This is a genomic window from Streptomyces sp. NPDC036815, from assembly GCF_055609205.1.
Map to the genome: position 1 here is coordinate 26844 of NZ_JBVJPW010000008.1, position 22458 is coordinate 49301.

General features: G+C 71.0%; 24 protein-coding genes. 12 read left to right on the forward strand and 12 right to left on the reverse strand.

Annotation, left to right across the window (positions count from 1 at the left end):
* Window positions 1-243 precede the first annotated feature (243 nt).
* Together ACZ69I_RS18145 and ACZ69I_RS18150 are read right to left on the reverse strand one after the other, a co-directional pair.
* Window positions 244-1542, reverse strand: coding sequence for an MFS transporter (locus ACZ69I_RS18145; RefSeq protein WP_470833185.1), 1299 nt, complete (start codon window positions 1540-1542; stop codon window positions 244-246).
* On the reverse strand, window positions 1542-2921 hold the full coding sequence (locus ACZ69I_RS18150; protein WP_470833187.1) for an alkyl sulfatase dimerization domain-containing protein: 1380 nt from the start codon (window positions 2919-2921) through the stop codon (window positions 1542-1544). The genes ACZ69I_RS18145 and ACZ69I_RS18150 overlap by 1 nt, the downstream gene beginning before the upstream one ends.
* A 188-nt stretch (window positions 2922-3109) precedes the next feature.
* Here ACZ69I_RS18150 and ACZ69I_RS18155 point away from each other — a divergent pair, with 188 nt between their 5' ends.
* Window positions 3110-4306 carry a PucR family transcriptional regulator gene (locus ACZ69I_RS18155; protein WP_470833188.1) on the forward strand — a complete coding sequence of 399 codons (1197 nt, stop codon included), beginning with the start codon at window positions 3110-3112 and terminating at the stop codon, window positions 4304-4306.
* Here ACZ69I_RS18155 and ACZ69I_RS18160 read toward each other — a convergent pair.
* Window positions 4277-5242 carry a hypothetical protein gene (locus ACZ69I_RS18160; RefSeq protein WP_470833189.1) on the reverse strand — a complete coding sequence of 322 codons (966 nt, stop codon included), beginning with the start codon at window positions 5240-5242 and terminating at the stop codon, window positions 4277-4279. The genes ACZ69I_RS18155 and ACZ69I_RS18160 overlap by 30 nt on opposite strands.
* Before the next feature lie 350 nt (window positions 5243-5592).
* Between ACZ69I_RS18160 and ACZ69I_RS18165 the strand changes: the two genes are divergently transcribed.
* A complete protein-coding gene (locus ACZ69I_RS18165) occupies window positions 5593-6549 on the forward strand; it encodes an ArsR/SmtB family transcription factor (protein ID WP_470833191.1) in 957 nt (318 codons plus the stop codon).
* A gap of 215 nt (window positions 6550-6764) precedes the next feature.
* Here ACZ69I_RS18165 and ACZ69I_RS18170 read toward each other — a convergent pair whose 3' ends face one another.
* Entirely contained in the window at window positions 6765-7037 is a 273-nt protein-coding gene (locus ACZ69I_RS18170; RefSeq protein ID WP_470833192.1) for a DUF6355 family natural product biosynthesis protein, read from the reverse strand.
* 395 nt (window positions 7038-7432) lie between these two features.
* Here ACZ69I_RS18170 and ACZ69I_RS18175 point away from each other — a divergent pair, with 395 nt between their 5' ends.
* Together ACZ69I_RS18175 and ACZ69I_RS18180 are read left to right on the forward strand one after the other, a co-directional pair.
* The gene (locus ACZ69I_RS18175; RefSeq protein WP_470833194.1) at window positions 7433-7876 is read left to right on the forward strand and encodes a hypothetical protein; all 444 of its coding nucleotides are present in this window, start codon (window positions 7433-7435) and stop codon (window positions 7874-7876) included.
* A gap of 199 nt (window positions 7877-8075) precedes the next feature.
* On the forward strand, window positions 8076-8477 hold the full coding sequence (locus ACZ69I_RS18180) for a hypothetical protein (protein WP_470833195.1): 402 nt from the start codon (window positions 8076-8078) through the stop codon (window positions 8475-8477).
* A 103-nt stretch (window positions 8478-8580) separates the two neighbouring features.
* Here the strand turns inward: ACZ69I_RS18180 and ACZ69I_RS18185 are convergent, their stop codons facing one another.
* The 4 genes from ACZ69I_RS18185 to ACZ69I_RS18200 form a co-directional block, all read right to left on the reverse strand.
* Window positions 8581-9072: a hypothetical protein gene (locus ACZ69I_RS18185; protein ID WP_470833196.1), complete on the reverse strand. Its 492-nt coding sequence runs from the start codon at window positions 9070-9072 to the stop codon at window positions 8581-8583.
* Between the two features lie 266 nt (window positions 9073-9338).
* A complete protein-coding gene (locus ACZ69I_RS18190; protein ID WP_470833198.1) occupies window positions 9339-9746 on the reverse strand; it encodes a DUF5994 family protein in 408 nt (135 codons plus the stop codon).
* Window positions 9747-9794: 48 nt separating this feature from the next.
* On the reverse strand, window positions 9795-10799 hold the full coding sequence (locus ACZ69I_RS18195) for an acyl-CoA desaturase (protein ID WP_470833200.1): 1005 nt from the start codon (window positions 10797-10799) through the stop codon (window positions 9795-9797).
* A 441-nt stretch (window positions 10800-11240) separates the two neighbouring features.
* Window positions 11241-11813: a DUF5994 family protein gene (locus tag ACZ69I_RS18200; protein ID WP_470833201.1), complete on the reverse strand. Its 573-nt coding sequence runs from the start codon at window positions 11811-11813 to the stop codon at window positions 11241-11243.
* A 521-nt stretch (window positions 11814-12334) separates the two neighbouring features.
* Here ACZ69I_RS18200 and ACZ69I_RS18205 point away from each other — a divergent pair.
* From ACZ69I_RS18205 to ACZ69I_RS18220, 4 genes are all read left to right on the forward strand, one after another.
* Window positions 12335-12781, forward strand: a complete 447-nt coding sequence (locus tag ACZ69I_RS18205; protein ID WP_470833203.1) for an STAS domain-containing protein — start codon at window positions 12335-12337, stop codon at window positions 12779-12781.
* Between the two features lie 80 nt (window positions 12782-12861).
* A complete protein-coding gene (locus tag ACZ69I_RS18210; RefSeq protein WP_470833205.1) occupies window positions 12862-13443 on the forward strand; it encodes a hypothetical protein in 582 nt (193 codons plus the stop codon).
* Window positions 13440-14201, forward strand: coding sequence for a GAF and ANTAR domain-containing protein (locus ACZ69I_RS18215; RefSeq protein WP_470833207.1), 762 nt, complete (start codon window positions 13440-13442; stop codon window positions 14199-14201). Before ACZ69I_RS18210 ends, ACZ69I_RS18215 begins: the two co-directional genes overlap by 4 nt.
* A gap of 444 nt (window positions 14202-14645) precedes the next feature.
* On the forward strand, window positions 14646-16127 hold the full coding sequence (locus tag ACZ69I_RS18220) for a PP2C family protein-serine/threonine phosphatase (protein WP_470833208.1): 1482 nt from the start codon (window positions 14646-14648) through the stop codon (window positions 16125-16127).
* A gap of 40 nt (window positions 16128-16167) precedes the next feature.
* On the opposite strand, the gene ACZ69I_RS18225 is transcribed toward ACZ69I_RS18220, so the two are convergent.
* Both ACZ69I_RS18225 and ACZ69I_RS18230 read right to left on the reverse strand, forming a co-directional pair.
* On the reverse strand, window positions 16168-16509 hold the full coding sequence (locus ACZ69I_RS18225) for an ANTAR domain-containing protein (protein WP_470833210.1): 342 nt from the start codon (window positions 16507-16509) through the stop codon (window positions 16168-16170).
* A gap of 74 nt (window positions 16510-16583) precedes the next feature.
* The gene (locus ACZ69I_RS18230) at window positions 16584-16853 is read right to left on the reverse strand and encodes a hypothetical protein (RefSeq protein WP_470833211.1); all 270 of its coding nucleotides are present in this window, start codon (window positions 16851-16853) and stop codon (window positions 16584-16586) included.
* Between the two features lie 588 nt (window positions 16854-17441).
* Between ACZ69I_RS18230 and ACZ69I_RS18235 the strand changes: the two genes are divergently transcribed.
* From ACZ69I_RS18235 to recX, 4 genes are all read left to right on the forward strand, one after another.
* Window positions 17442-17636 (forward strand): DUF3046 domain-containing protein, encoded by a 195-nt coding sequence (locus ACZ69I_RS18235; protein ID WP_470833212.1) that lies wholly within the window; start codon window positions 17442-17444, stop codon window positions 17634-17636.
* Between the two features lie 118 nt (window positions 17637-17754).
* Window positions 17755-19029, forward strand: a complete 1275-nt coding sequence (locus ACZ69I_RS18240) for an AI-2E family transporter (protein WP_470833214.1) — start codon at window positions 17755-17757, stop codon at window positions 19027-19029.
* Window positions 19030-19325: 296 nt separating this feature from the next.
* Window positions 19326-20447, forward strand: coding sequence for a recombinase RecA (gene recA, locus ACZ69I_RS18245; RefSeq protein WP_467676922.1), 1122 nt, complete (start codon window positions 19326-19328; stop codon window positions 20445-20447).
* Window positions 20448-20450: 3 nt separating this feature from the next.
* Window positions 20451-21233: a recombination regulator RecX gene (recX, locus tag ACZ69I_RS18250; RefSeq protein WP_470833216.1), complete on the forward strand. Its 783-nt coding sequence runs from the start codon at window positions 20451-20453 to the stop codon at window positions 21231-21233.
* Between the two features lie 175 nt (window positions 21234-21408).
* On the opposite strand, the gene ACZ69I_RS18255 is transcribed toward recX, so the two are convergent.
* Both ACZ69I_RS18255 and ACZ69I_RS18260 read right to left on the reverse strand, forming a co-directional pair.
* Window positions 21409-21852: a rhodanese-like domain-containing protein gene (locus tag ACZ69I_RS18255; protein WP_470833218.1), complete on the reverse strand. Its 444-nt coding sequence runs from the start codon at window positions 21850-21852 to the stop codon at window positions 21409-21411.
* Entirely contained in the window at window positions 21849-22382 is a 534-nt protein-coding gene (locus ACZ69I_RS18260; protein ID WP_470833220.1) for a cupin domain-containing protein, read from the reverse strand. Before ACZ69I_RS18260 ends, ACZ69I_RS18255 begins: the two co-directional genes overlap by 4 nt.
* Between the last annotated feature and the right edge of the window lie 76 nt (window positions 22383-22458).

Sequence of the window (22458 nt, forward strand, 5' to 3'; positions counted from 1 at the left end):
CGTTCGGGGTTTCGCGCCGGTCGTGGGCGGGGTGTGGCGTACGCCGGGGCCGTGGCGTTCCGGAAATGTGGCGTGGGCTGAGCCGGACGCGGCACCGGACGCCAGGCGGCCCCCCCATCCTGTGCCGCAGCCCGCAGCCCGCAGCCCGCAGCCCGCAGCCCGCAGCCCGCAGCCCGCAGCCCGCAGCCCGCAGCCGACGCACCACCATCGACACACCGCCACCGACACACCGCCAACCCCCGCTCAGTGCACGAGCGGAACCTGCGCCACCGGTGCCTCCGCCACCCCCAGCCGTCGCGCCGTCGCCTCCGGGCGGCAGAACAGCGCCGCGAGCGTGCCCGCGGTCAACAGCAGCCCCGCGGTCAGCAGCCAGCCGCGCTCGTAGCCCGCGGGCACGGTGGCCGCCCGGTCCACCATGCCGCCGAGAACCAGCGGCGAGAGGATGCCGCCGAGTGCGTAGACGAAGGTCAGGACGCCGAGGACCACGCCCCGCTGGGCGGGCGGCGCCATGCGCGCGCAGGCCGTCGTGGCCACGGTGAGCGAGACCATGGCCAGGGCGATGGGGCCCATCATCAGCGGCACTTTGACCCACATGGAACCCGTTGTCCCGAACACGGTGACGGCACAGCCCGAGACCACCATGAGCAGCCCCGCGCCCGCCCCCGCGGGCAGCCTCGCGGGGGCGGTGCGCCGGGTCGTGCGCCGGGCGAGCAGGCCGTGGGCGAGCAGCACCGCGCCGTTGGCCAGGGCGCCCACGCCCACCAGCGTGCCCGCCTGGTGGAGGTCCCAGCCGACGACGCTCTCCAGGTAGTCGGGCGCCCACGTCAGCATGGTGCTCATCAGCCAGTACGCCGCGAAGGCGCCGAAGGCGGCGGTGGCGAAGGAGCCCGAGAGCAGGATGGCGCGCAAGGGCACTCCGTCGGACGCGGGACGGTCGGCCGTAGGCACGGCGGCCGCTGCCTTGCCGCCCAGGGGCGGTGCGTGCGGCCCCTCCGTGCCCCAGACCCGCCAGAGCACCGCCCAGACCAGGCCCGCCAGACCCACCACACCGAACGACCAGCGCCATCCCCGGACGGTGATCACCCAGCTCAGCACGGGGGACGCGACGGCCACCCCGGCGGCCGCCCCGACCAGCAGGATCGCCGTCGGCAGGGCTCGCTCCCGCTGCGTGAACCAGCCGTGTACGTGGTGCATGGCCACCGGCGCCGACGGCCCCTCGGCCGCGCCCAGCAGCACCCGCGTCGCCAGGAGGGTGCCGAACCCGGCCGCGCCCCACACCATCGGCAGCTGCGCGGCCGTCCACAGCAGCGCGAGGACGAGGAGCAGCGGGGTCGTACGCACTCTCCGGGTCAGCACGGAGACGCCGAGTGCCGCGACGGAGAACAGCGCGAAGAACGCGGCCTGGGCGATGCCGAACTCCTGGCGGGTGAGGCCGAGATCGGCACGGATCTCCGGGCCCGCGAGTCCGAGAACGGCCTTGTCGGCGAAGTTCACCACCATGAAGCCGAGCAGCAGCCAGGTGGTGCGCCAGGCCCCGCTCATCAGCAGCAACCGTCCTCGTCGTCGACCACGCCCACGCTGATCGCCCCGTCGGCACGCCGTCGCCCCTCGGGGGTGCGCGTCAGCTCCGTGGCCACATCGGTCCCCCGCGCGACCGCCGCCGATTCGGCGGATGCCCAGTTGAAGACGCCGCGCGCCATGGTCGACGTCTCCTCGAGCGCGCGGTGTGCGTACACCTCGGCACGCACGCGTGCCACCTCGGTATCGATGGGCGCCGCCAGGGCCGCCGTCTCCGCGAGATGCGCGGCCAGCCGCGGCTTCCCCTCGGCGAGCAGCTCCGTGGCCCGTCGGGCGAGCTCGATGGCGCCGCCCGCCTGTCCGGCGAACTCCGCGGCGACCGCCGCCTCCGGAGCGGGCTTCAGGGTCGCCGGGTTCTGGTCGTACCAGCCGCCCCACAAGCGCCAGAGGTTGCGCACGACGAACTCCGGCTCGTCGTAGGCGGGATGCAGGTAGGGCTTGGCGAGGAGCTCCTGGGGGACCTCCACTCCGTGGAGGACGGCGTCGAGGCGGTGGCCCGCGTTCATCAGTGCCCTGGTCTGCTCGCACAGGGTCTCCAGGAGCCGTGCGGTGTCGTCGAGCGCCACGTGCACACGTTCCTTGCCCACGATGGGGACGCCGTGCCCGGGGAGCAGCAGCTCGGCGCCGAGTTCCTGCATGGCACGCAGGGCCCGGGCCCACTCCTCGGGGTAGCGCTGTGCCTTCTGGGGGTTTCCGGCGTTCGGGGTGTTCCAGATGAACAGGTCGCCCGTGCACAGGGTTTTGAGCTCCGGTATCCACACATAGGTGTGGTCGTCGGTCTCCCCGCGCGCGTGGACCAGCTCAAAGGTCAGGTCGCCGCGGCGCACGGTGAGGCGGTCGCGGTAGACGGTGTCCGGGTAGCGGTACGTGGTGGGCCACTCCAGGGAGGGCACGCCGAACTGCTTGCGGTTGATCCAGGAGTTGTACCCGGCGGTCCGGACGTAGCGGTCGAAGCGTGCGGTGACGGCCTCGTGCGCGATCACCTCGGGCCGGTCCGTGTCTGTCTCCGCCGCCTCCTGGTCGAAGGGGAAGACTCCGAAGACGTGGTCCACGTGCCCGTGGGTGTACACCAGGGACCGCACCGGGCCGGCGCCGAACCGTTTCACCGCGGTGTGCAGTTGCTGAGCCGTACGGAAGTCCCCGGAGTCGACGAGGACCACGCCGTCGTCCCCCGTGTCGAACACCGCGACGTTCGCGAAGGCCGGGAAGAAGCCCACGCGCTCGCGCAGCCGCAGGAGGTCGTCCCCGGTGTACGCGCCGGAGAGGTGGGCGAGCAGGGTCTCCTCTCCCTGCCAGACCCGGTCGATGTAGGTCGGATAGTCCACTGCCTTGTGCTCGGTCATCGCGGCGGCTCCTCGAATGCGACGGGGGTGGTACGCGGTACGGCTTGCTCAGCCACGAGTTTCGGCCGTGAGGCGATGCCGGAACACCGCCCCGCGTCACACCTGGGAGGCATGAGTAATGTGACGCGTCACAGTCGCGGCCCTTCTCGGCGGGCCGCGGACGAGGCCCGACCCCGAGAGGACCAGCCGTGGTGTTGTCGCCCGGAGCCAGGTCGCTGGCGGCCCGTTGCGAGCCTCGGGTCAACGAGCTCGCGCGCAGGATGGCCCGCGAGTCGTTCGAGCAGGCGCCCGGCTATGCCGAACTGCCCGACGAGATGAAGGACCTGGAGGTGGCGGCGACCGTACGCCACGGTGTGCGCCTGTTCCTGCGGCGCGTCACGGATCAGCCCGGGGACCACCGGTTCTTCCGCGAGCGGGCCGCACAGCGGGCGGAAGAGGGCATGCCGCTGCACCTGCTCCTGCGCACCCACGCCCTCGGCCTCTACGTCCTCTGGCAGGCGCTGCGCGAGGAGACCAGGCCCGGCGAGGAAGCGGCCCTCGCCGAAGTCGTGGACTTCCTGCTCCAGTCGCACCCGGGCGTCATCGGCGCGGTGACGGAGACCTACCTGGACGAACGCTCCGCCCTGGATGCCGAGCGCTCCGGGCGCGGGTCCCTGGTGCGCGCGCTGCTCGACGGGATGGTGCCGCCCGGCCACGCCCTGTGGGACCAGCTCGGTCTCGTGGGCCCGAGCCTGGTCCTGGCGGTCGGCTTCGACGCGGTGCCCGCCGACAGCACGGTGGCGGTACGGCGTCGACTGCGTCGTGTGCAGACCACGCTGGACCACTCCTTCGAAGGGGACGTGTTCGCCCTCCTCGAAGCCGAGGGCGGCCGGGTCGTCGTCCCGGGGCAACGGCGTCCTCCGGAGGATCTGCCCGGCCGTCTGAGCAAGGCGGCGAACCTCCCCGCGCGCGTGGCGGCGGTCGACGCCGCGGCGCCCGACGCCGTGACCGACGCGGCGCGGACCGCCCTCGAAATCGTGCGCATCACGCGCGCGTGCGGCATCCCCCCGGGGCTGCACCGCATGGACGACGTCCTGCTCGAGTACCACCTCTCGCGCCGCAACGAGAGCAGCCACCGCATCGCCGCACTGCTCGACCCGGTCGCCGACCGCCCCGAACTCATCGAGACGCTCCGTACGCACCTGGCGCGGCAGCAGGAGCGCAGGGCGACCGCCGCGGCTCTGGGACTGCACCCCAACACCGTGGACAACCGTCTTGCGAAGATCGTCGAGCGGACCGGCATCGACCTGGCGACGCCCCGCGGCACGGCCCTGGCCATCGCGGCCCTGCTCCTGCGGGACGCCGAGAACGCTCCGTCAGCCGATGGGGCGCCCGTACGCCCGTAGAGTGCGCAGCGCCTCGATGGTGACGATGGGGCGTGCCTCCAGAGCCGTGCCCGGCGCCCACTGCCGCCACCGGACCGGCCAGCCGCCGTCCCGCTGCTGCTCCTGCGCCAGGAAGTCCAGCGAGCGCCGCATCTCGGCGTCCGTGAACCACGCGCGTGCCAGCGATTCGGGTGTCTTCGCGAAGTCGTGCGGGTAGTGGTGCTCCCCCGGCGCGTAGCCGGGCGACACCGGATACGCGGCCAGGTCCGCGGGGTCCAGTGCCGCGATCCGCTGCTCGCGCACCAGGCGCCCGAGGCGGTCGGCGGCGGCCTGGGCGCGGCGGCGGTCGGGAGCACCGTCCAGGAAGGCGACGGCCGCCTGGACCTCGTACGGATGGGACTTCTCGAGCGATTCGACGGCCGCCCAGCAGAAGTCCGTGGCCCGGAAGAGCCAGGCGTGCCACACCTCGTTGCGGTGCAACAGGCCCACTACGGGGCCGGTGGCGAGCAACGCGCTGGGCGGGTCGTCGACGATCGGCACGAACGGCGCCGAGGGGTAGCCGCGCTGGCTGGGATGGATCGCCGGCAGGGCCCCCTCGGGTGTCGACACGGAGGTCAGATACCGGCATACGTGCTCCACCCGCTGCCCGCCGCAGCGGCGGATCGAGTCCAGCACGCGCAGCGCGTGCCCGGCGTGCAGCGGCTGGCTGACGGGGCCGCGCAGATCGGGTTCGAGCGCGTAGCCGTAGCCGCCGTCCCCGGTGGCGTACGAGGTCAGGGCGGCCTCGACGGCGTCCGCCGCCGGGTCGCCGCCCGCGCCGTCGAGGAAGTGGTACGCGAACCGACGCTGCTCGAGGACGCGCGCGGTGAGCCAGACGAAGTGCTCGGCGCGGGACACCGGGGAGGGCGCCGCGCCGGGGGAGGGCACTGGGTCGGGGGATGCTCCGGTTTCGGCCATGCTCCGACGGTAGGGCGGAAAGCGTTGTCGGTGAGCCCCCTCTGCCCGGCTGCACTCTCAGGGGCGTGATGCCGCAGGCATGCGGTTGACGGTCTTCTGCGACCTGACGGCCCGTGGCGCGGGCCACGGTCAGTGGCGGAGGCCGGTCGAGGCCGGCTGGTCGAGGTCGGCTGGTCCGCGACGCCCAGGACGGTGCCGGACTTCCCACAAGCCGGAGCGTGCGCTCGAACGCCGTACGAGGCAGGCCCGGTTGGGGCATGCTGGAGTGCGCTCACCGCTCTACTTCGGTGGCAGGAGGCCGGTCGGTGTTACGCGTTCACTTCACGGCGGAAGACCTTGCCCGGACACGGGTGGCCCCAACGATCGGCGTCGCAGCGGAGGTCTACTTCAGCCTCGAGCTGTTGCGGGAGAACCGGGAGCGTCCGCACTTCCGCTCGTGGCGGTCAGCGGTCGCGGGCCGGATGGGAGCCGACACGGGTCCCTTGACGTCCCTGGTTCCGGTGCGCGGCCCCGGGCTCGATCTGCTGGCCCTGATGGGTGACGTGCCCTCTCTGGACCATGCCGTGGACAACCTGCTGCACGCCCCGGTCTCCCGGATGCGACGAGAGTTCGAGGGTCTCGACTTCCACCCCGGCCATCTGCCGTGGGCCCGGCGGGTGGCCGAGGGCGACCGCGACGCGCGGCGGGAGCTCGCCGAGGCCGTGCGCGCCTGCCATCGGCTGACCGTGGAGCCCTACTGGGACCGGGGGCGGTCCGAACTGGTCGCGCTGTCCACCCGCTGCGCGAACCTGGTGTTGGAGGGAGGCGTCGATCTGCTGCTGCGTTCGGTCTGCGCCCCACTGGTCCGCTGGCGTCCGCCGGTACTCGAGGCTCCCTACCCGCGCCGGGTCGAGGTGCGTCTCCAGGGCAGGGGGCTGATCATCACGCCCACGGTCTTCGCGAAGCGCCCGGTGAGCTTCCTGTGGGACCCGCTCGACACCGCCCAGCCACCCCGGCTGACCGTGCCGGCCCTCCGCCGGCCGCTGACCGGTGCCGAAGGGACAGAAGCGGACGGTTCCGTCGTGCGGAACCTGGAGTCCCTGCTCGGCCGCACGCGAGCTGCCGCTCTGCAGGTGACAGCGGAAGGCTGCACGACGAGCGAGCTGGCCCGCCGTCTCAACGTCACTGCTGCAGCGGCCAGTCAGCACGCGACCGTACTGCGGAACACGGACCTCATCACCACCAGCCGCCGAGGCGGATCCGTGCTGCACCTCATCACTCCCCTCGGGCTGGCCCTGCTGCGGACCGGTGTCCCGACGGAACCGTGAAACCACTACGGGCGGTCAGGCAGGTCGACTTGTCCCGGGCGGTGATCCACTTCCATGGCTTAGACGTGCCCCTGGGCATTGTTCCCGTGTCTCACAGCGGTGGCGAACATGGATCAGGGCCAGGTCGGCGCGAAGGGGCAACCTGGCCATGATCTGTTGGCGACAGCCGGGCGCCGGTGGGCGCCGTGGCGGCGATCCGCCCGAGTGAGTGTGTGTCAGCAGGTGCGTCCGACGTAGTGGGCGCCCTGGATTTTGCTGGCAGAGCCCAGCCAGGTCCTGCCCGGGGCCACGCACCGCTCGTAGTCGGGTGCCATGGCGACCCGGACGTGGATGACGACGCGCGAGCCGTCGGACGTGCAGTGGTTGTAGTAGGCGTCGGCGTGCGTCTCGTAGAAACCGCAGGGGTCGGCCGCGGCAGGGCTCGCGGTGGCGGTCACCGCTGCGAAAGAGGTGAGCACGAGCGCGGCCGAGCCGAGAGCGCTGGTCATCAGACGACGGATACGCAAAGGAGACTCCAAGGTCGCTGAGGGGACGCCCGCCAAGCCCTGTGCGTGCCGGGTCGTCGTCAATGCCACCCAGAATTGCCCGCTGGTTCGGCTCAGGCAGTCATCCCGGTGGTCCAATCACCCGAAGGATCGTTTCTCCACCGAGCCGAACGGGTCGATTGTTGAGCACGGCTCGTTCGGACCACTTCACGGACGAGACGTCCTCTGCTCCACGGCCGGACCAACGAGCACCCGGACCAACGAGCACCCGGACCAATAGTGGCGCCAACGGCACATCTGCCAGCACCTCTTAAGCCGTGGCTTAAGAGGTGGGCCGCAGGTGTCCGTCCGGCCCAGGATGTGAAGCCGCAACCGGCCCATCCCATCCTGGAGACCGCATGAAGACTCATCTCGCCGCCGCCCTCGGTACCGTCGTGCTGACCGCGGGCGCCGTGCTGGCCGCTCCCGCCGCCGGCGCCCGGACCGCGCCCGCCTATCCTCCCCCCAGCGAGTTCACCATCAACTTCGGTGCCACGTGGACCAAGGGAACCGTCACTTGGTACAACCGATCGGTCCGAGTCGTGGGGCAGCACAGGTCCGCGGTGCCGGACAGTGCGATCACGTGCCGGACCACGTGGGCCTACACCCTCCAAGGGGACCGTGGCGTGATCGGCCAGGGCGGCGGCTACCCGATCGCCTGCGGCACCGTCCAGTCCTACGACTTCGTCGTTCCCGCGGACCAGCCCGGTGGTGCCGCGTACGTCAGGGTCTGTCTCGATGACGGGAACCTCAAGGACCTCGAGTGCCTGCGCATACCCAGGCCGCTTTCGTCGGCGAGCTGAGGCCGCTGGGCCGCCCGGTCGCAGCTGCTCGGGACCCGCGCCCGGTGGGTGCCGCCGGGCTCTCGGTTCCCGCCCCGCACCGCCCGGACACCCGACACCTCAAGCACGAGGGCTGTCACTCTGGCCTGTGCCTGTGCCTGTGCCTGCGCCTGCACGCGGGCGGGCGGAACGAACCGGCTCACCCCCTCCTGGAGACCGCATGAAGACTCGTCTCGCCGCCGTCCTCGGTTCCGCCGTACTGACCGCGGGCGCCGTGCTAGGTGCTCCCGCCGCAGGCGCGCGGACCGCCGCCTACCCGACCACCCCGTTCGACGTGACCTCCGGTGCCGGCCGCCTGCGCGCCACACTGACCTGGTACAACCGGTCTGTCGGGGCCGACGGAACACTCCGGGCCGTCGGCTGCCACAGCGCGTGGTTCGGAGCCTACGGTGCCGCTGGTGAGGAGCTCGGCTCCTGGGGCACCGGCACTAAGTGCGACGGGACATTTCCGTTCAAGGCCGAAATCCCTGCGAATGCGCCCGGCGGAGCCGCGTACGTCAGGGTCTGCATCAGCGATGTGAATGCGAATTCGAGCAAGTGCGTACGGTACGAACGGCCTTGACCCATCCGACCGGCCGGAAAGTGCCATAGCCACACCGGCCCCGGGCGGAACAACACGCGAGGCAACCTGCCGGGGGGCGGGGGCAGACCGCTCCCCGGATCCTTTACAGGAACGGCAGGACGAAGTCGTAGCCGGCCATGTAGTGCGCGGCACCCGCGGGGCAGACACCGTTGGTGGGGTAGCCGTAGAAGAAGATCCCGTAGCACTTGTTGCAGAAGCGCCAGTTCCGCTGGGAGTTGGCAGTCGGCGGGATGTCGTGCGGCAGGACGAAGTCGTAGTCGCCCGTGGCTTTCCCGTGGCTGTCACCAGTGGGGCAGCGGCCATTGGTCGGGTATCCGTAGAAGTACATGCCGAAGCACTTGGGGCAGAAGCGCCAGTTGCGCTGTGCGGTGGGGGTCTCCGGGACGTCGTGCGGCAGATTGAAGTTGTACCCGGCCGAATCGTGACCGCTGCCCGCCGGGCAGGCACCATCCGAGGGGTAGCCCCGGAAGAACAGGCCGTAACACTTGGTGCAGAAACGCCAATCCGACTGACTGGCGCGGATCGCCTCGGGCGTCCGGGTGGTCGCTCGCGCTTCGGCCTGGCCTGCGGTCACCGCCGCGCAGGCCACACCGGCAGTGGCGCCGACTGCCCTGACCAGCCAAGCCCGGCGGCCCGGGTCGTCCACCGCACTCCGTCTCGGCCTGCCTTCCGATGCTCGCGGTACGTCCATGTACAGCTCCTCTCCGACGGTGAGCCCTGCAGCAAGACTCCCTCCGAAAGTGCACGTCCCACGCCAAGTGTTCAGCTGGTCGCCGTCTGCGACAACGATTGTGCGGAAGCAGGCCGAATCGAGACGGTGCCCGGCAGCCTGCTTCGGTCTCAGTCCGTAGACGTCGTGGCGGTGGCCATCAGCCGCATGGCTTCGGCTTCGTCGGTACCGGGCGGTACGACCAGCAAGTCCCACCTGCCCCTGCCGGGCGCGAGCAGACAGACCGTGGCGGTGGCGGGCCGGCCGGCGGCGCGGTGCAGGTGCAGCACGTGGTTGGCGATGAGCATCCGCCCCGGGAAGTCGGACCACAGGTCACCGTTCACAGTGACGTGAATGATCCGCGACCAGCCGTGTGGCAACGCGCGGAGCAGGACGGGCAGTTCGGTGACCAGTTCATTGGTACGGGGCCACCAGGCACCGTCGATGAGATGAGGTCCGCCTTGCGGCGGCGTCAGGCTCAGCCGGACGAGGGGCAGGAGCGGGGAAAGCGCGGGGGACGGAGGGAGGAGCGTGGTCATGTCGTTCTCCTGGGCGATCTCCTGCGAAGGAGGTGGGGTGCCGATGGGTCAGGTGCGTCGGGCGGCGACGCGGTCAGGAGCGGGCCAGTGCACGTCGCGTACCCAGCCGAGGCGTTCGAGAAGGCGGATGAGGGCGGCGGAGGGGTCGATCTGGCCGCGGTCCACGCCGTGGCGGGCGCTGGTGGGGTCGGCGTGGTGGAGGTTGTGCCAGCTCTCTCCGAACGAGATCAGGGCCAGGGGCCACAGGTTGGTGGCCCGGTCGTGGCGCCGGGTGCGGAAGGGGCGCTGTCCGATCACGTGGCACAGGGAGTTGACGCTCCAGGTCACGTGGTGGAGCAGCGCGATGCGCACGAGGCCCGCCCACAGCAGAGCGGTGACGGCGTGGACCCAGGTGCCGCCGATCGCCCAGCCGAGCGCGAAGGGCAGGGCCAGGGTGAGTACGCACAGCGCGGGAAAGGCCCGGGACACGGCGCGGATGTCGCGGTCGGCGAGCAGGTCGGGTGCGTATCGCTCGGCGGAGGTGGGGTCATTGCGGAACAGCCAGCCGACATGGGCGTGGGCGAGGCCGCGCAACTGGCCGCGCAGGTGGGTGCCGTAGCGGTAGGGGGAGTGCGGGTCGCCGGGGCGGTCGGTGAAGGCGTGGTGGCGGCGGTGGATGGCGACCCAGCCGATGACGTCGCCCTGAAAGCTCATCGACCCGGCCACCGCGAGCACGATCCGTACGGGGCGGGCGGCACGGTACCCGCCATGAGTCAGGCCGCGGTGGAAGCCGACGGTGACGCCGAATCCCGTGACCACGTAGAGGGCGAGGGCGAGCAGGACGTCAGCGGGATGGATGAGTCGCCCCCACAGCAGCCAGCCGGCCAGGCCGAGTGCCAGGAAGGGCAGGACGACGATGACCGCCGTCAACGTCACGTAGAGCCGCTCGGCGCCTCTGCGTGTCGGCACCGGGCGGTTGGCATCGGGGAAGGGCGCCGTCCCGTCGTACTTCTGGGACGCGGCGCCGTCTTGCGGTGGGGCCAAGACGTGGGGTGAGGAGGAACTGGGGGGCATGCAAGGCTCCTTGACCTCGGTCCGGAGGGGGAGGCCGGGGTCCGGGGCCAGGAATCCGTGGTGGGTGACCTGAGAGTCAGGCCATGTCGTCGATGTGGGTGTGCCGTGCCCGCGAGCGACTGTCGCCGAGCCGCGCGCCGAGCGGTGTCGCCGTATGCCCGGTCATGTCCTGCGACCCTTCGCGGCTCTGTTGGTCCGGCGCCGTGGGCGGAGGCGTCCGCGGCCCCCGTCCCGGTGGTCGCGACGGCCGGGGACAGCGGGCGCAGCGGCGGTGGCGGGTTGCGGCCGTGCGGGGTTGTGGGCGCCGCGACGGCCTGTGACGCGTTGGCTGTACTGGCACGGTGTGATCCGTTCGGCGCGCTGGTCGTGCTGGATCAAGAGCGCTCCCAGGGCGATCATCGCGAGGATTGCAACGCTGGTGAGGCCGGTCTCCATGGCCCGTCACCTTCCGCCGACCGCGCCGACGGGTGCGGCCATGGCGCCGCCCTCCGCCTCCCACGCCTCTGATTGCGGGCGGGCGGGAGAGCCCGTATCGGCTGAGGCCGTGGGGTGCCGGTCACGCTCGTCGGCGATGAGCGCGCTGCCCGTTCGGACGATCAGCGGATCACAGGCGGCGGCCATGAGCCGTGCGGCGGCTTCCGCACCGGTCTCCGGCGGGATGATCAGCAGGTCCCAGCGCCCGACGTGGTAGGAGAGCAGCAGGAGTTGGTGCGGGTCCTGCTCGGCGCGGAACCAGCCGACTTTGACCACATGGCCGTCGACGGGGACCTTGCGCGGTACGGTCGGCCAGTACGTCGGGTTGACCGTGACGCGCGTGATGCGTCCCCACAGCGGGTCCAACAGGTCGGTCAGAGCGGGAAGTTCACGAGCGAGGTCCCGGGAGCGCGGCCACCAGGCGCCGTCAAGCAGTCCGGAGGGCGTGCCAGGATGCCTGAAGGACAGCCGCAACGGCGAGGCGTCCGAAGACCTGGCGATCGGCGTGGTGGGCGGGGGTCGTGCGGTGAGCACCGTCATGGTGTCGACCTGTCCCCGGACTCTGGCGTGCCAGGGCCCGTGTTGTCGCCCCGAGAGAGATACCGACATGGAAGCCGGTCAAGGAATGCCCTCGGTACGGCCGAGCCTACTCCTGCGGCGGCCCTGACCACGACTGTCCGGAGCGAGTGGAACTGGACAACCCGCCGGATATGCCCATCAGAGAGCGCCGAACCCGGCCGGCGTCCAGCCCTTGAGACCGGGCGGTGCCGGCCGCCTTCTGCTGTGCGATGGGGACTACCCTGAAGTACGGACGTCCTGGACCCCGGCGGACCTGTTGTCGCTCGACCCGGATGGCTGTGGGGGGGCGGACCTCTTCGTCCGATCACCTGGCGCATCCCCTGGAGGGAACGGGGCGGGCCATCTGTCTCCCTGGACAGACTGCCGGATCGTCCGTTCGCCGCCTCCGCCGAATGAATTCCCCTGCCGGGAGCCCCGTGGAGGAGCCGGTAGTCCGGCCACATCCCATGGCTCTGCCCGGCAGGTCTCTGGAACGAGGCGTCATGCCCCTGCCCCCGTTGAACATCTACCGGCACGACACAGGGAACCGGGCCCTGATCACCCTCGCCGGGGAGATCGACCTGGAGACGGTGCCAACGATGCGCACCACCCTGGAGCGGTGCCTGCGCGATGGCATGCGCACCATCGACGTCGACCTCACCCCTGTCACCTTCTGCGACTGCAGCGGCCTCAACGCCTTCATCGAGACGTTCCTGCGCACCGCCGCGACCGGCGGGACACTGTGCCTGCACTACCCGCCGCCCATGCTGACCTGGATGATTGAGCTCACCGACGCCGGTTTCCTGCTCCTGGGGCCGTCGGTTGTGCCAGGCCCGGGTTCTCGCCCTGCCGCCCTCCTCGCCACCGCACCGGCCCCGCTTCCTACGGGCTTCGATGCCGCGCACCGGCTGGTTCCGGCCGCCTCCGCCGTTTCGGGCGGTGTGCTGTGATGGCCTGGCTCCGGCGGGATCCTTCGCGGGCGCCCGTCGGCGGCGCGTCGTCCGACTTGGCCGGGGTGCGGCTTCGGAGGGTGAACCGCTGGCTGGCGGAGGACGTGCGCCAGGATCTGGCGGAGCTGTACGTGGCTTTCTGCGAGACCGGGCCGGAGGAGGAGTACCGCAGTCGCGGCCGGGAGGAGTTCCTGAGCCGACTGGCCGATGACATCCGCCGGCCGGGGTTCGCCATGGTGGTCGCCGAGACGGATGGTCTGGTGGGCTGTGCCTTCGGATTCCCGGTGCGCGGCGACGGCTCCTGGTGGCACGGCTTCGACGGTGCGCTGCCGCGCAGCATCGGGCAACTCACCGAGTCCGATGGTGTTTTCGCGGTCACCAACGTTCTCGTCCGCCCGCATCCGCTGGATCAGGACCTGGCACGACGTCTGCAGGAACGACTGCTCACCGACCATCAGGCATCACTCGGGGCCACCTCGGTGGATCCGGCCGACCGCCCGGCTCTGAGTGCCTTGCGGTCCTGGGGGTGGCAGGACATCGGAGCGATCTGGCGGCCGGGACCGCCCACGATGTTCCGCGTGCTGGTGCTTCCTCTCGGAGAGCGAACCGTGGAGCGGCTGAAAGGGCTGGGGCACCACGCCTGGACCCGGGGGTCGGGATGACACTCAACAGCCGGTCGTCCCGGATCCGCTTTCTGGTCGCGGAGCAGGCGGCCCGACGTGGTGCCGGGGTCGGTGTGCTGGATGTGTGCACCGCGGCGGTGACCTCGCTGCCGGTCGGCGGTGCCGGGATGTCGGCGATGTCCCGGACCGCGGCGAGCCACCCGCTGTGCAGTACCGATGACACCAGCGAACGGCTGGAGGAGCTGCAGCTCACACTGGGCGAGGGGCCGTGCGTGGACGCCTTCACGCATGGCGTGACCGTCCTGACGCCCGATCTGCGGACCGGTGAACTGCGGGACTGCTGGCCCGTGTTCGCCGATGCCGCTCTGGAGACCGGAGCACGTGCGGTATTCGCGCTGCCCCTGCAGATAGGAGCGGTCAGTCCCGGCGTCCTGGATCTCTATGCCCAGGACCCGGTCCGGCTGAACGCGGAGGAACTGGCTGACGCACTGGCCTTCGCCGAGTTCGCGACGCTGGTCCTGCTCGACGCTCGGATCGACGCGACGGGCGGTCCACCCGAGGTCGGCGCCGCCCATGGGCACATCGAGGACCTGGGAGGGTACCGGGCGGAGATCTCCCAGGCCACCGGCATGCTCACCGTCCAGCTCGGCGTCGGCGTCGACGAAGCCTTCGTCCGGCTGCGCGCCCACGCCTACGCCCAGGGGCACCGGCTCACCGTGGTGGCCGCCGACGTGGTGGCCCGACGGCTCCGCTTCTCCCCGGACGCGGACCCGACCAGGACCGGCGAGGACATGTGATGCCCTCGCCGGTCCGAGCAGCGAGGCCGCGCCGTGCTTCCCCTCCCCCTCCAGCAGGGCTAGCTCCTTTCAAGGACGTCGACGGCGAATGAGCGGCTCCTGGCCAGGACTTCGTCGAGTTGGTAGACAATTTTGCCGCCAGTCGTCTGCCGTTCTCACTCCGTCGATGCGCAGGCGGGTGGCGGTGTTTTCCAGCTGGACGCGGGAGCGGGCGGAGCAAAGGGGCCCACCAGCCAGTCCGCGAACAGCACTCCTGCGGCGCTCGCCCCGAGTATCCCCACGCAGCGGGGGGCAGCAAGCGCAGGAAGTCGGTCAGGTCGGACGGCAACACACCACCCGTCCGGGCCTATGCTGCAAAGCGGACGCCCCGGACCCCGGCCACGCACTGCCAGTCGGGCACGCTGCCGCCCTGCGTGTCCTCCGGCCTTCCGAACCGAGGATCGAGTGGAGCCAGCTCCGGAGCAGGAGGCACTACGGATCGCGGCAGTACGCCGTTACGACGTACTGGACACCCCGCCCGACGGAGCATTCGACAGAATTGCCGCCCTTGCCGCCCGCCTCTTCGGCACACCGGCCGCGACAGTGGCGATCGTGGACACCGACCGGGTCTGGTTCAAGGCCACGTACGGCCTGACGGGGGTCGCCCAGATCGGCCGGGAGCCGGGGCTGTGCACCTCGGCCATCCTCACCGACGGCCCCCTGGTCGTCCCCGACACGCTTCAGGATCCGCTCGCCCGCACCCACGAACTGGTCACGGGGCCGACGCGGGCACGCTTCTACGCAGCAGCCCCGATCGTCACCCGGGACGGGCACCGCCTGGGCACCGTCGAGGTGCTGGACACCGTGCCGCGCCGGATCACGCCTGAGCAGGCCGGAGCCCTGGCCGATCTGGCCGCGTTGGTGATGGACGCGCTGGAACTGCGGCTGTCGGCGCTGCGGATGCTCCGAGCGGAGCGGGAACTCGTGGTGGCCGAACACACGGCGCGCGAGCGGTCCGAGCGGGACCGGTCCGAGATCGCCGCCTATGCCTCCACCCTGCAGCGCACCCTGCTGCCGCCCGCGCTGCCGGAGGTGCCGGGGCTGGAAGCGGCCTGCCACTACACCACCGCATCGGTCCACGACGTGGGCGGCGACTTCTACGACGTCTTCCCGCTCGGCACCGGACGGTGGGCGTTCTTCCTCGGCGACGTCAGCGGCCGGGGCGCCCCCGCCGCCGCCCTGACCTCGCTGATCCGCTACACGCTGCGCACCACCGCCCTGCTGGAGCCGGACCTGTGTGCCGTACTCCGGGTGCTGAACTCCACTCTGCTGTCCGACTGTGCGGACGGCAGCCACTTCTGCACACTGGTCTTCGGCACCCTTGCCCCCGACCCCACGGGAGGCTTCGCCGTCGCCCTGGCCGGTGGCGGCCACCTTCCGGCCTACTCGCTGCACCCGGCCCGCCGCAACGGTCTCGACCGGGCCGCAGCCCGGGCCGAGCCGGTGAACCTGCCCGGCGGCATGCTCGTAGGCGCCCTGCACCAGGCCGACTTCACCTCCCGGGCCCTGCAACTCCTGCCCGGCGAGGCTCTTTTCCTCTACAGCGACGGAATCACCGAGGCCCGCACCTCCAGGGGCGCCCGGTTCGGTGAGGCCGGACTTGCCGCCCATCTCACCCACCACGCCGCCACCAACCGGGCTCTCGGTGCCTCCGCGATCATCGAAGACCTCACCGGACTCCTCGCCACCTTCCCCACCGGTCCCGCCGACGATGTCGCGCTCCTCGCCTTGAGCGCGAGTCCGACGACACCGGCCACGGCGCCCTCCGGCGCGTCGGGCACCGCCCACACCAGCGTGCCCTTCCCCGCGGAGGTTTGGGATCCATGCGCGGGGCCACCCGAAGTGGGCGCCCGCCGATCGGCCGGGACGAAGGCATCGGAGAGTTGAGCCCACAGCTCCCGGTGCCGTCCGCTGTGCATCCAAGCCGTCACAAGCGGTCATGCAGGCGCCTCAGCGCGCGGCGCAGCTCCCGCCGCATCTGCTCGGGGAGTTCCTCCTCTCGCGTCGTGGCAACCAGAGCCGCCGCCACGCCCCGGAGTTTGACGTTGCAGTGCTGCGACACGTCCACCAGCAGGCCCCAGGCCCTCTCGCTGGAGCACGGTGCCAGGGCCATCAGCATGCCGCGCGCCTGGTCGATCTCCGCACGGCTCGACAGCGCCCTGACCAACTGATCGTTCTTCGCACGCAGTTTGATGACCTCGGCCACCAGAGCCGCATCCTCCGCCGAAGCCGCAGCGGTCACCGTCACGTGCTGTGCGGCATGGGGCATGGTCGCTCGATGCACGGTGCCTACCTCGCAACGCAGTGACCGCAGCCATGGCCTATGCGTGCCGTCGTCGGCGGTCAGCGGTGGTGCTGCTCGTCCCGACGGTCCTGGCGACTCCAGAGCCCCTGACGCTGTCGGCGGTAGCGGCGGTCCCAGCGGTTCTCACGGTCTCTGCGGTCCCGGTAGTCGCGGTACTCGAAACCACCGTTCCGGCCTCGGCTGCCCGCACGCCCCGGGCCGTAGCGCACTGCCGCGAAGATCAGCACGGCTGCGACGGCCCACCACAGAGGGTGGAGGAAGCCGAAGCCGAAGAGGGCCACGATGAGAAGGGCGAACAAGACGATCACAGTGGCCTCCCCGGCCGGAGCGGGACCTCGCTGCCGGGGACTGGGGCCTCGCTCCGCAGCGTAGTCCCGTCAAGAGGCTGTGGATACACCCGGCCGCCGCTCGGGACTACCCGACGCAGAGGGCGCTCTGAGCTCTGGGCTGCCCCGGCAGGCACTCCCCGCAACCGTCCACCACGCCCACTGCGTCCATAGGTGCCGCAGCCCGCACGCAGCGGTCCTCGGCCGGAGCGGCACTGAAGCCCTCGCCACCCTCGCTGACCGGCGCCATCCGCGTATGCGGGGCCATGCTGAGGGCATGCCCCCGATGACGTCGCCGTGAGATTTCCGTTACCGCGCGACACTCCGAGCCGGAGAGCCGATCGTCCCGCTCACCCGGTGGCCCGGTCATGCCGACCCAGGTTCTACTCTGCGTACGTATACGCATACACACTTCATGCCTGATGCAGGTACGCGAGGGCGCACCGTCATGGATGCTTGTTTGGTGTCTGGATTCGACGGGGCGGCGCACTCCCTGATGCCCCCTGACAGGAACGTGTGCGTGCGGAGAGCAGGGAACGTGCAGGTCAGAGTGGGTGTGGAGCAGATGGCATGCGGTTGACGGTCTTCTGGCAGCGGATGGCAGATCACTTCGGTGCGGGGTACGCCGATTCCTTCGCGCGCGACCACGTGATGGCGGAGCTGGGCGGCCGCACGGTCCACGAGGCGCTGGACGCGGGCTGGGACGCCAAGGACGTCTGGCGCGCGGTGTGCACGGCGATGGACGTACCGGCCGAAAAGCGCTGAGCACGGCCGGTTCGTCGGCAACCGGAACGCCTCCGGCGAGGTGTCACGCGCGCGTACGTCCCGTCCCAAGATGTGAGGGTGGCGGCCGAATGTCCGCGGCGTGGGCGAGACTGGCCCCGTGGCACCGACAGACGAGACCGCGCAGGTCACCCAGAACACCGCTCCACTCGGCACGACGCCGCCGGCACAGCCCCCCGCCGGGGCGGAGGCAGGGCAGGGCGCCCGCATGCCGCGCTGGCTGCCGCGCGCCATGGTGCTCGCCCTCGCGCTCATCGCCTGCTTCCAGCTGGGTAGTTGGGCGTTCCACCAGCTGACCGGGCTGCTGATCAACATCCTGATCGCGTTCTTCCTGGCGCTCGCGGTCGAACCGGCGGTGAGCTGGATGGCGGCGCGCGGGCTGCGCAGGGGCTTTGCCACGTTCCTGGTCTTCCTGAGCGTCGTGATCGTCAGCGCGGGGTTCATCACGCTGATGGGATCCATGCTCGCGGGCCAGATCGTGGACATGGTCGAGGACTTCCCCGACTACCTCGACAAGGTCATCAGCTGGATCAACCAGACCTTCCACACGGACCTCTCCCGCGTCGAGGTCCAGGACAGCCTGGTCCACTCCGACTGGCTGCAGAAGTACGTGCAGAACAGCGCCAGCGGCGTCCTGGACGTCTCCGCGCAGGTCCTCGGCGGTCTGTTCCAGCTCCTGACGATCCTGCTGTTCTCGTTCTACTTCGCGGCCGACGGGCCGCGGCTGCGGCGCGCGCTGTGTTCGGTGCTGCCGCCCGCCAAGCAGGCGGAGGTGCTGCGGGCCTGGGAGATCGCGGTCGACAAGACCGGCGGCTACCTCTACTCGCGCGGCCTGATGGCGCTGATCTCCGGCGTCGCGCACTACATCCTGCTGCAGGTGCTGGGCGTCCCCTACGCGCCCGTGCTCGCCGTGTGGGTGGGCCTCGTGTCGCAGTTCATCCCCACCATCGGCACGTATCTGGCGGGCGCCCTGCCGATGCTGATCGCCTTCACGGTCGACCCCTGGTACGCGCTCTGGGTGCTGGTCTTCGTAGTCGTCTACCAGCAATTCGAGAACTACGTGCTGCAGCCCAAGCTCACCGCCAAGAGCGTGGACATCCACCCCGCGGTGGCGTTCGGTTCGGTCATCGCGGGCACGGCGCTCCTCGGCGCGGTCGGGGCGCTCATCGCCATCCCCGCCGTCGCGACGCTGCAGGCCTTCCTCGGGGCGTACGTGAAGAGGTACGACGTCACGGACGATCCCCGGGTGCACGGGCGCAGGCGCCCGACCGGGGCGCCCCTCCTCGAGCGTATGCGGCGCGCGCTGCGCGGGCCGAACAGGCCGGAGGCGCCACCGGCCTCCGATGCCCACCCGAAGCCGGACGGGCATCGGTAAGGGAAGCGCCGAACTCGTCCGCGAGGCCCGAGAGGCCCGCGAGCCGCTGGTGCACCCGTGCCGTCGGCCCGCGGCGTGCCATGCTTGACAGTAAAATCGAACATCCATTCTCATGGGGTGTCCGGCGGCGGTTTCCCGGGGGTGTGGCAGAGGATTCCCGGGACGCTTCAGAGGATTTCGGCGAGGGTCGGCCTCGAGTTATCCACAGGCTGGACGGGCGTCGGGGCGGATTGTCAGTGGCAGGCGTTAGCGTCTTTGACGTGAAGCGATCGACTCAAGCAAATCGGGTGGAACCCATGGCAGGAACCGACCGCGAGAAGGCGCTGGACGCCGCGCTCGCACAGATTGAACGGCAATTCGGCAAGGGCGCAGTGATGCGCATGGGCGAGCGGCCGAACGAGCCCATCGAGGTCATCCCCACCGGGTCGACCGCGCTCGACGTCGCGCTCGGCGTCGGCGGCATCCCGCGCGGCCGTGTGGTGGAGGTGTACGGACCGGAGTCCTCCGGCAAGACGACCCTCACGCTGCACGCCGTGGCCAACGCCCAGCGGGCGGGCGGCGCGGTGGCCTTCGTGGACGCGGAGCACGCCCTCGACCCCGAGTACGCGAAGAAGCTCGGCGTCGACATCGACAACCTCATCCTGTCCCAGCCGGACAACGGCGAGCAGGCCCTCGAAATCGTCGACATGCTGGTCCGCTCCGGCGCCCTCGACCTCATCGTCATCGACTCCGTCGCCGCCCTGGTGCCGCGCGCGGAGATCGAGGGCGAGATGGGTGACTCGCACGTGGGCCTCCAGGCCCGCCTGATGAGCCAGGCGCTCCGGAAGATCACCAGTGCGCTCAACCAGTCCAAGACCACCGCGATCTTCATCAACCAGCTCCGCGAGAAGATCGGCGTGATGTTCGGCTCGCCCGAGACCACGACCGGTGGCCGGGCCCTGAAGTTCTACGCCTCGGTGCGCATGGACATCCGCCGCATCGAGACCCTCAAGGACGGCACGGACGCGGTGGGCAACCGCACCCGCGTCAAGGTCGTCAAGAACAAGGTCGCGCCGCCCTTCAAGCAGGCCGAGTTCGACATCCTCTACGGCCAGGGCATCAGCCGCGAGGGCGGCCTGATCGACATGGGCGTCGAGCACGGCTTCGTCCGCAAGGCGGGCGCCTGGTACACGTACGAGGGCGACCAGCTCGGCCAGGGCAAGGAGAACGCCCGCAACTTCCTGAAGGACAACCCCGACCTCGCCAACGAGATCGAGAGGAAGATCAAGGAGAAGCTGGGCGTCGGTGTGAAGCCCGAGGCCCCGGCCGACGAGCCGGTCGCCGACGAGGCGGTCGCGGCTCCGGCCGACGACGCCAAGGCGGTGCCCGCGCCGGCGGCGAAGGTCACCAAGTCCAAGGCCGCGGCGGCCAAGAGCTAGTCCGTGACACGACGAACCGACTGGGCGGACCACACCGCCCCCGAAAGCCGCACCGGCCCCGCCGGGCGGGGCCACGGGGACGGTGCGGATCAGTACGGCACAGGCCGGGACGGCAGCAGCGGCGACAGCTTCGAGGGCGGTGACGGCAGCAGGCTCGGGGACGGCGGCCGTCAGGACGGTGACGGTCGCGGCCGAGGGCGTCGGCGACGGCGTGGCGGCTTCGGCGACCACCAGGACAGCGGTTCCCCTTCCTCGTCGAGGGCCGAGAAGGGGGAGCCGCCCCAGGGGGATCCGGCGGAGCGGGCACGGGCGATCTGTCTGCGTCTGCTCACCGGCACCCCGCGTACGCGCAAGCAGCTCGCGGACGCGCTGCGCAAGCGGGAGATCCCCGACGACGTGGCGGAGGAAGTGCTCTCCCGCTTCGAAGAGGTCGGTCTGATCAACGACAGCGCCTTCGCGGACGCCTGGGTGGAGTCCCGGCACCACGGCCGGGGCCTGGCGCGTCGCGCGCTCGCACGGGAGCTGCGCACCAAGGGCGTGGACTCCACGCTGATCGACGAAGCGGTGGGGCAGCTCGACCCGGAGCAGGAGGAGGAGACCGCGCGCGAGCTCGTGGCCCGCAAGCTCCGGTCCACGCGAGGCCTCGACCGTGACAAGCGCCTGCGCCGCCTCGCGGGCATGCTCGCCCGTAAAGGTTACGGGGAGGGCATGGCGCTCAGAGTGGTCCGGCAGGCCCTGGAGGAAGAGGGCGAGGAGACCGAGGACTTGGGGTACGGGACGTTCTGAGCGGGCCGCTCCCACGGGGGTGGGGCGGCAACCGGAGCGATCCACGTACCCCAACTGACGCTCCGCAGGGAGGGGTTACCCCCCTGCGGAGGCGCCGGACCACCGCGGCGCACGGAGAGCTGGGCACGGACGACTGTGCGGACGCACTCACGCCGACATGCTCACGCGGACGTCCTCACGTCCCGGCAGTCACCACCGGCAGTCCCGCCGCCCGCCACGCCTGGAACCCGCCGACGAGATCCGTGGCGTGACGCAGGCCCAACTGCCGCAGGGAGACGGCCGCGAGGCTGGACGCGTACCCCTCGTTGCAGATCACGACGGCACGCAGATCGTGCCCGGTGGCCTCCGGAGCGCGATGACTGCCCTGGGGGTCGAGGCGCCACTCCAGTTCGTTGCGTTCGACGACGAGCGCTCCGGGGATCAGCCCGTCGCGCTCGCGCAGCGCGGCATAGCGGATGTCGACCAGGAGGCCACCGTTCCCGGCGACCTCGTACGCCTCCTTCGGAGTGAGCCGGTCGAGGCCGAGGCGTACGTGCTCCAGCAACTCGTCGATGCCGACGGGACGTTCACCGTCCGGTCCTGCGGCACCCGCACGGCCGACGCCCTCGCCGTCACTCACTGCCAGTCCTCCGGGCGCTCCACGGACTCGAGACGGAGCACGTCGCCGGTCCGGCTGTACCGGCGGATGCGCGGCAGGGGAGGGTAGTAGGCGTGCACGGAGACGGCGTGCTCGGTCGGCGACTGGTTGAGCACCTCGTGCACGTGGTTCGTGCCGAAGGCGCGGCCCTCGCCGGTCGTCAGCTCCCGTTCGCGGTCGACGTCGTCGGAGAGTTCCAGGGTCTTCCACCCGTCGGTGGGCAGGCGCGCGGCGAGCGAGTTCTCCTTGAGGGTGCCCGCCGCGGTGAGGAAGGCGCCGACCGACTCCGCGTGGTCGTGCCAACCGGTCCCGGTGCCGGGCGGCCAGCCGATCAGCCAGGCCTCGCTGCCGCCGGGGCCTTGCAGGCGCACCCAGGTGCGGCCCTCGGGGTCGAGCGGCAGGGAGGCGATGAGCTCGGCGTCGGCCGCGGTGCGGCGGACGAAGGCGAGGAGTTCGGCGGTGGTGGGCGCCGAGGTACGCCCGGGCGCGGTGGAGGAAGGGGCAACAGACACGGGTACCGTCCTGGAGGTTCGCGGAAGGGCGCGCGAGTCGACCCGGAAGCGGGGGCTCAGCGCGCGAGGAGAAAAG

Bases quoted from the DNA above. Each gene is read 5' to 3' on its own strand.
- ACZ69I_RS18170 (WP_470833192.1), bottom strand. From the start codon at position 7,037: ATGACCAGCGCTCTCGGCTCGGCCGCGCTCGTGCTCACCTCTTTCGCA.
- ACZ69I_RS18225 (WP_470833210.1), bottom strand. From the start codon at position 16,509: ATGCCCCATGCCGCACAGCACGTGACGGTGACCGCTGCGGCTTCGGCG.
- recA (WP_467676922.1), top strand. From the start codon at position 19,326: ATGGCAGGAACCGACCGCGAGAAGGCGCTGGACGCCGCGCTCGCACAG.
- ACZ69I_RS18160 (WP_470833189.1), bottom strand. From the start codon at position 5,242: ATGGCCGAAACCGGAGCATCCCCCGACCCAGTGCCCTCCCCCGGCGCG.
- ACZ69I_RS18195 (WP_470833200.1), bottom strand. From the start codon at position 10,799: ATGCCCCCCAGTTCCTCCTCACCCCACGTCTTGGCCCCACCGCAAGAC.
- ACZ69I_RS18205 (WP_470833203.1), top strand. From the start codon at position 12,335: ATGCCCCTGCCCCCGTTGAACATCTACCGGCACGACACAGGGAACCGG.
- ACZ69I_RS18145 (WP_470833185.1), bottom strand. From the start codon at position 1,542: ATGAGCGGGGCCTGGCGCACCACCTGGCTGCTGCTCGGCTTCATGGTG.
- ACZ69I_RS18175 (WP_470833194.1), top strand. From the start codon at position 7,433: ATGAAGACTCATCTCGCCGCCGCCCTCGGTACCGTCGTGCTGACCGCG.
- ACZ69I_RS18190 (WP_470833198.1), bottom strand. From the start codon at position 9,746: ATGACCACGCTCCTCCCTCCGTCCCCCGCGCTTTCCCCGCTCCTGCCC.
- ACZ69I_RS18215 (WP_470833207.1), top strand. From the start codon at position 13,440: ATGACACTCAACAGCCGGTCGTCCCGGATCCGCTTTCTGGTCGCGGAG.
- ACZ69I_RS18200 (WP_470833201.1), bottom strand. From the start codon at position 11,813: ATGACGGTGCTCACCGCACGACCCCCGCCCACCACGCCGATCGCCAGG.
- ACZ69I_RS18235 (WP_470833212.1), top strand. From the start codon at position 17,442: ATGCGGTTGACGGTCTTCTGGCAGCGGATGGCAGATCACTTCGGTGCG.
- ACZ69I_RS18150 (WP_470833187.1), bottom strand. From the start codon at position 2,921: ATGACCGAGCACAAGGCAGTGGACTATCCGACCTACATCGACCGGGTC.
- ACZ69I_RS18180 (WP_470833195.1), top strand. From the start codon at position 8,076: ATGAAGACTCGTCTCGCCGCCGTCCTCGGTTCCGCCGTACTGACCGCG.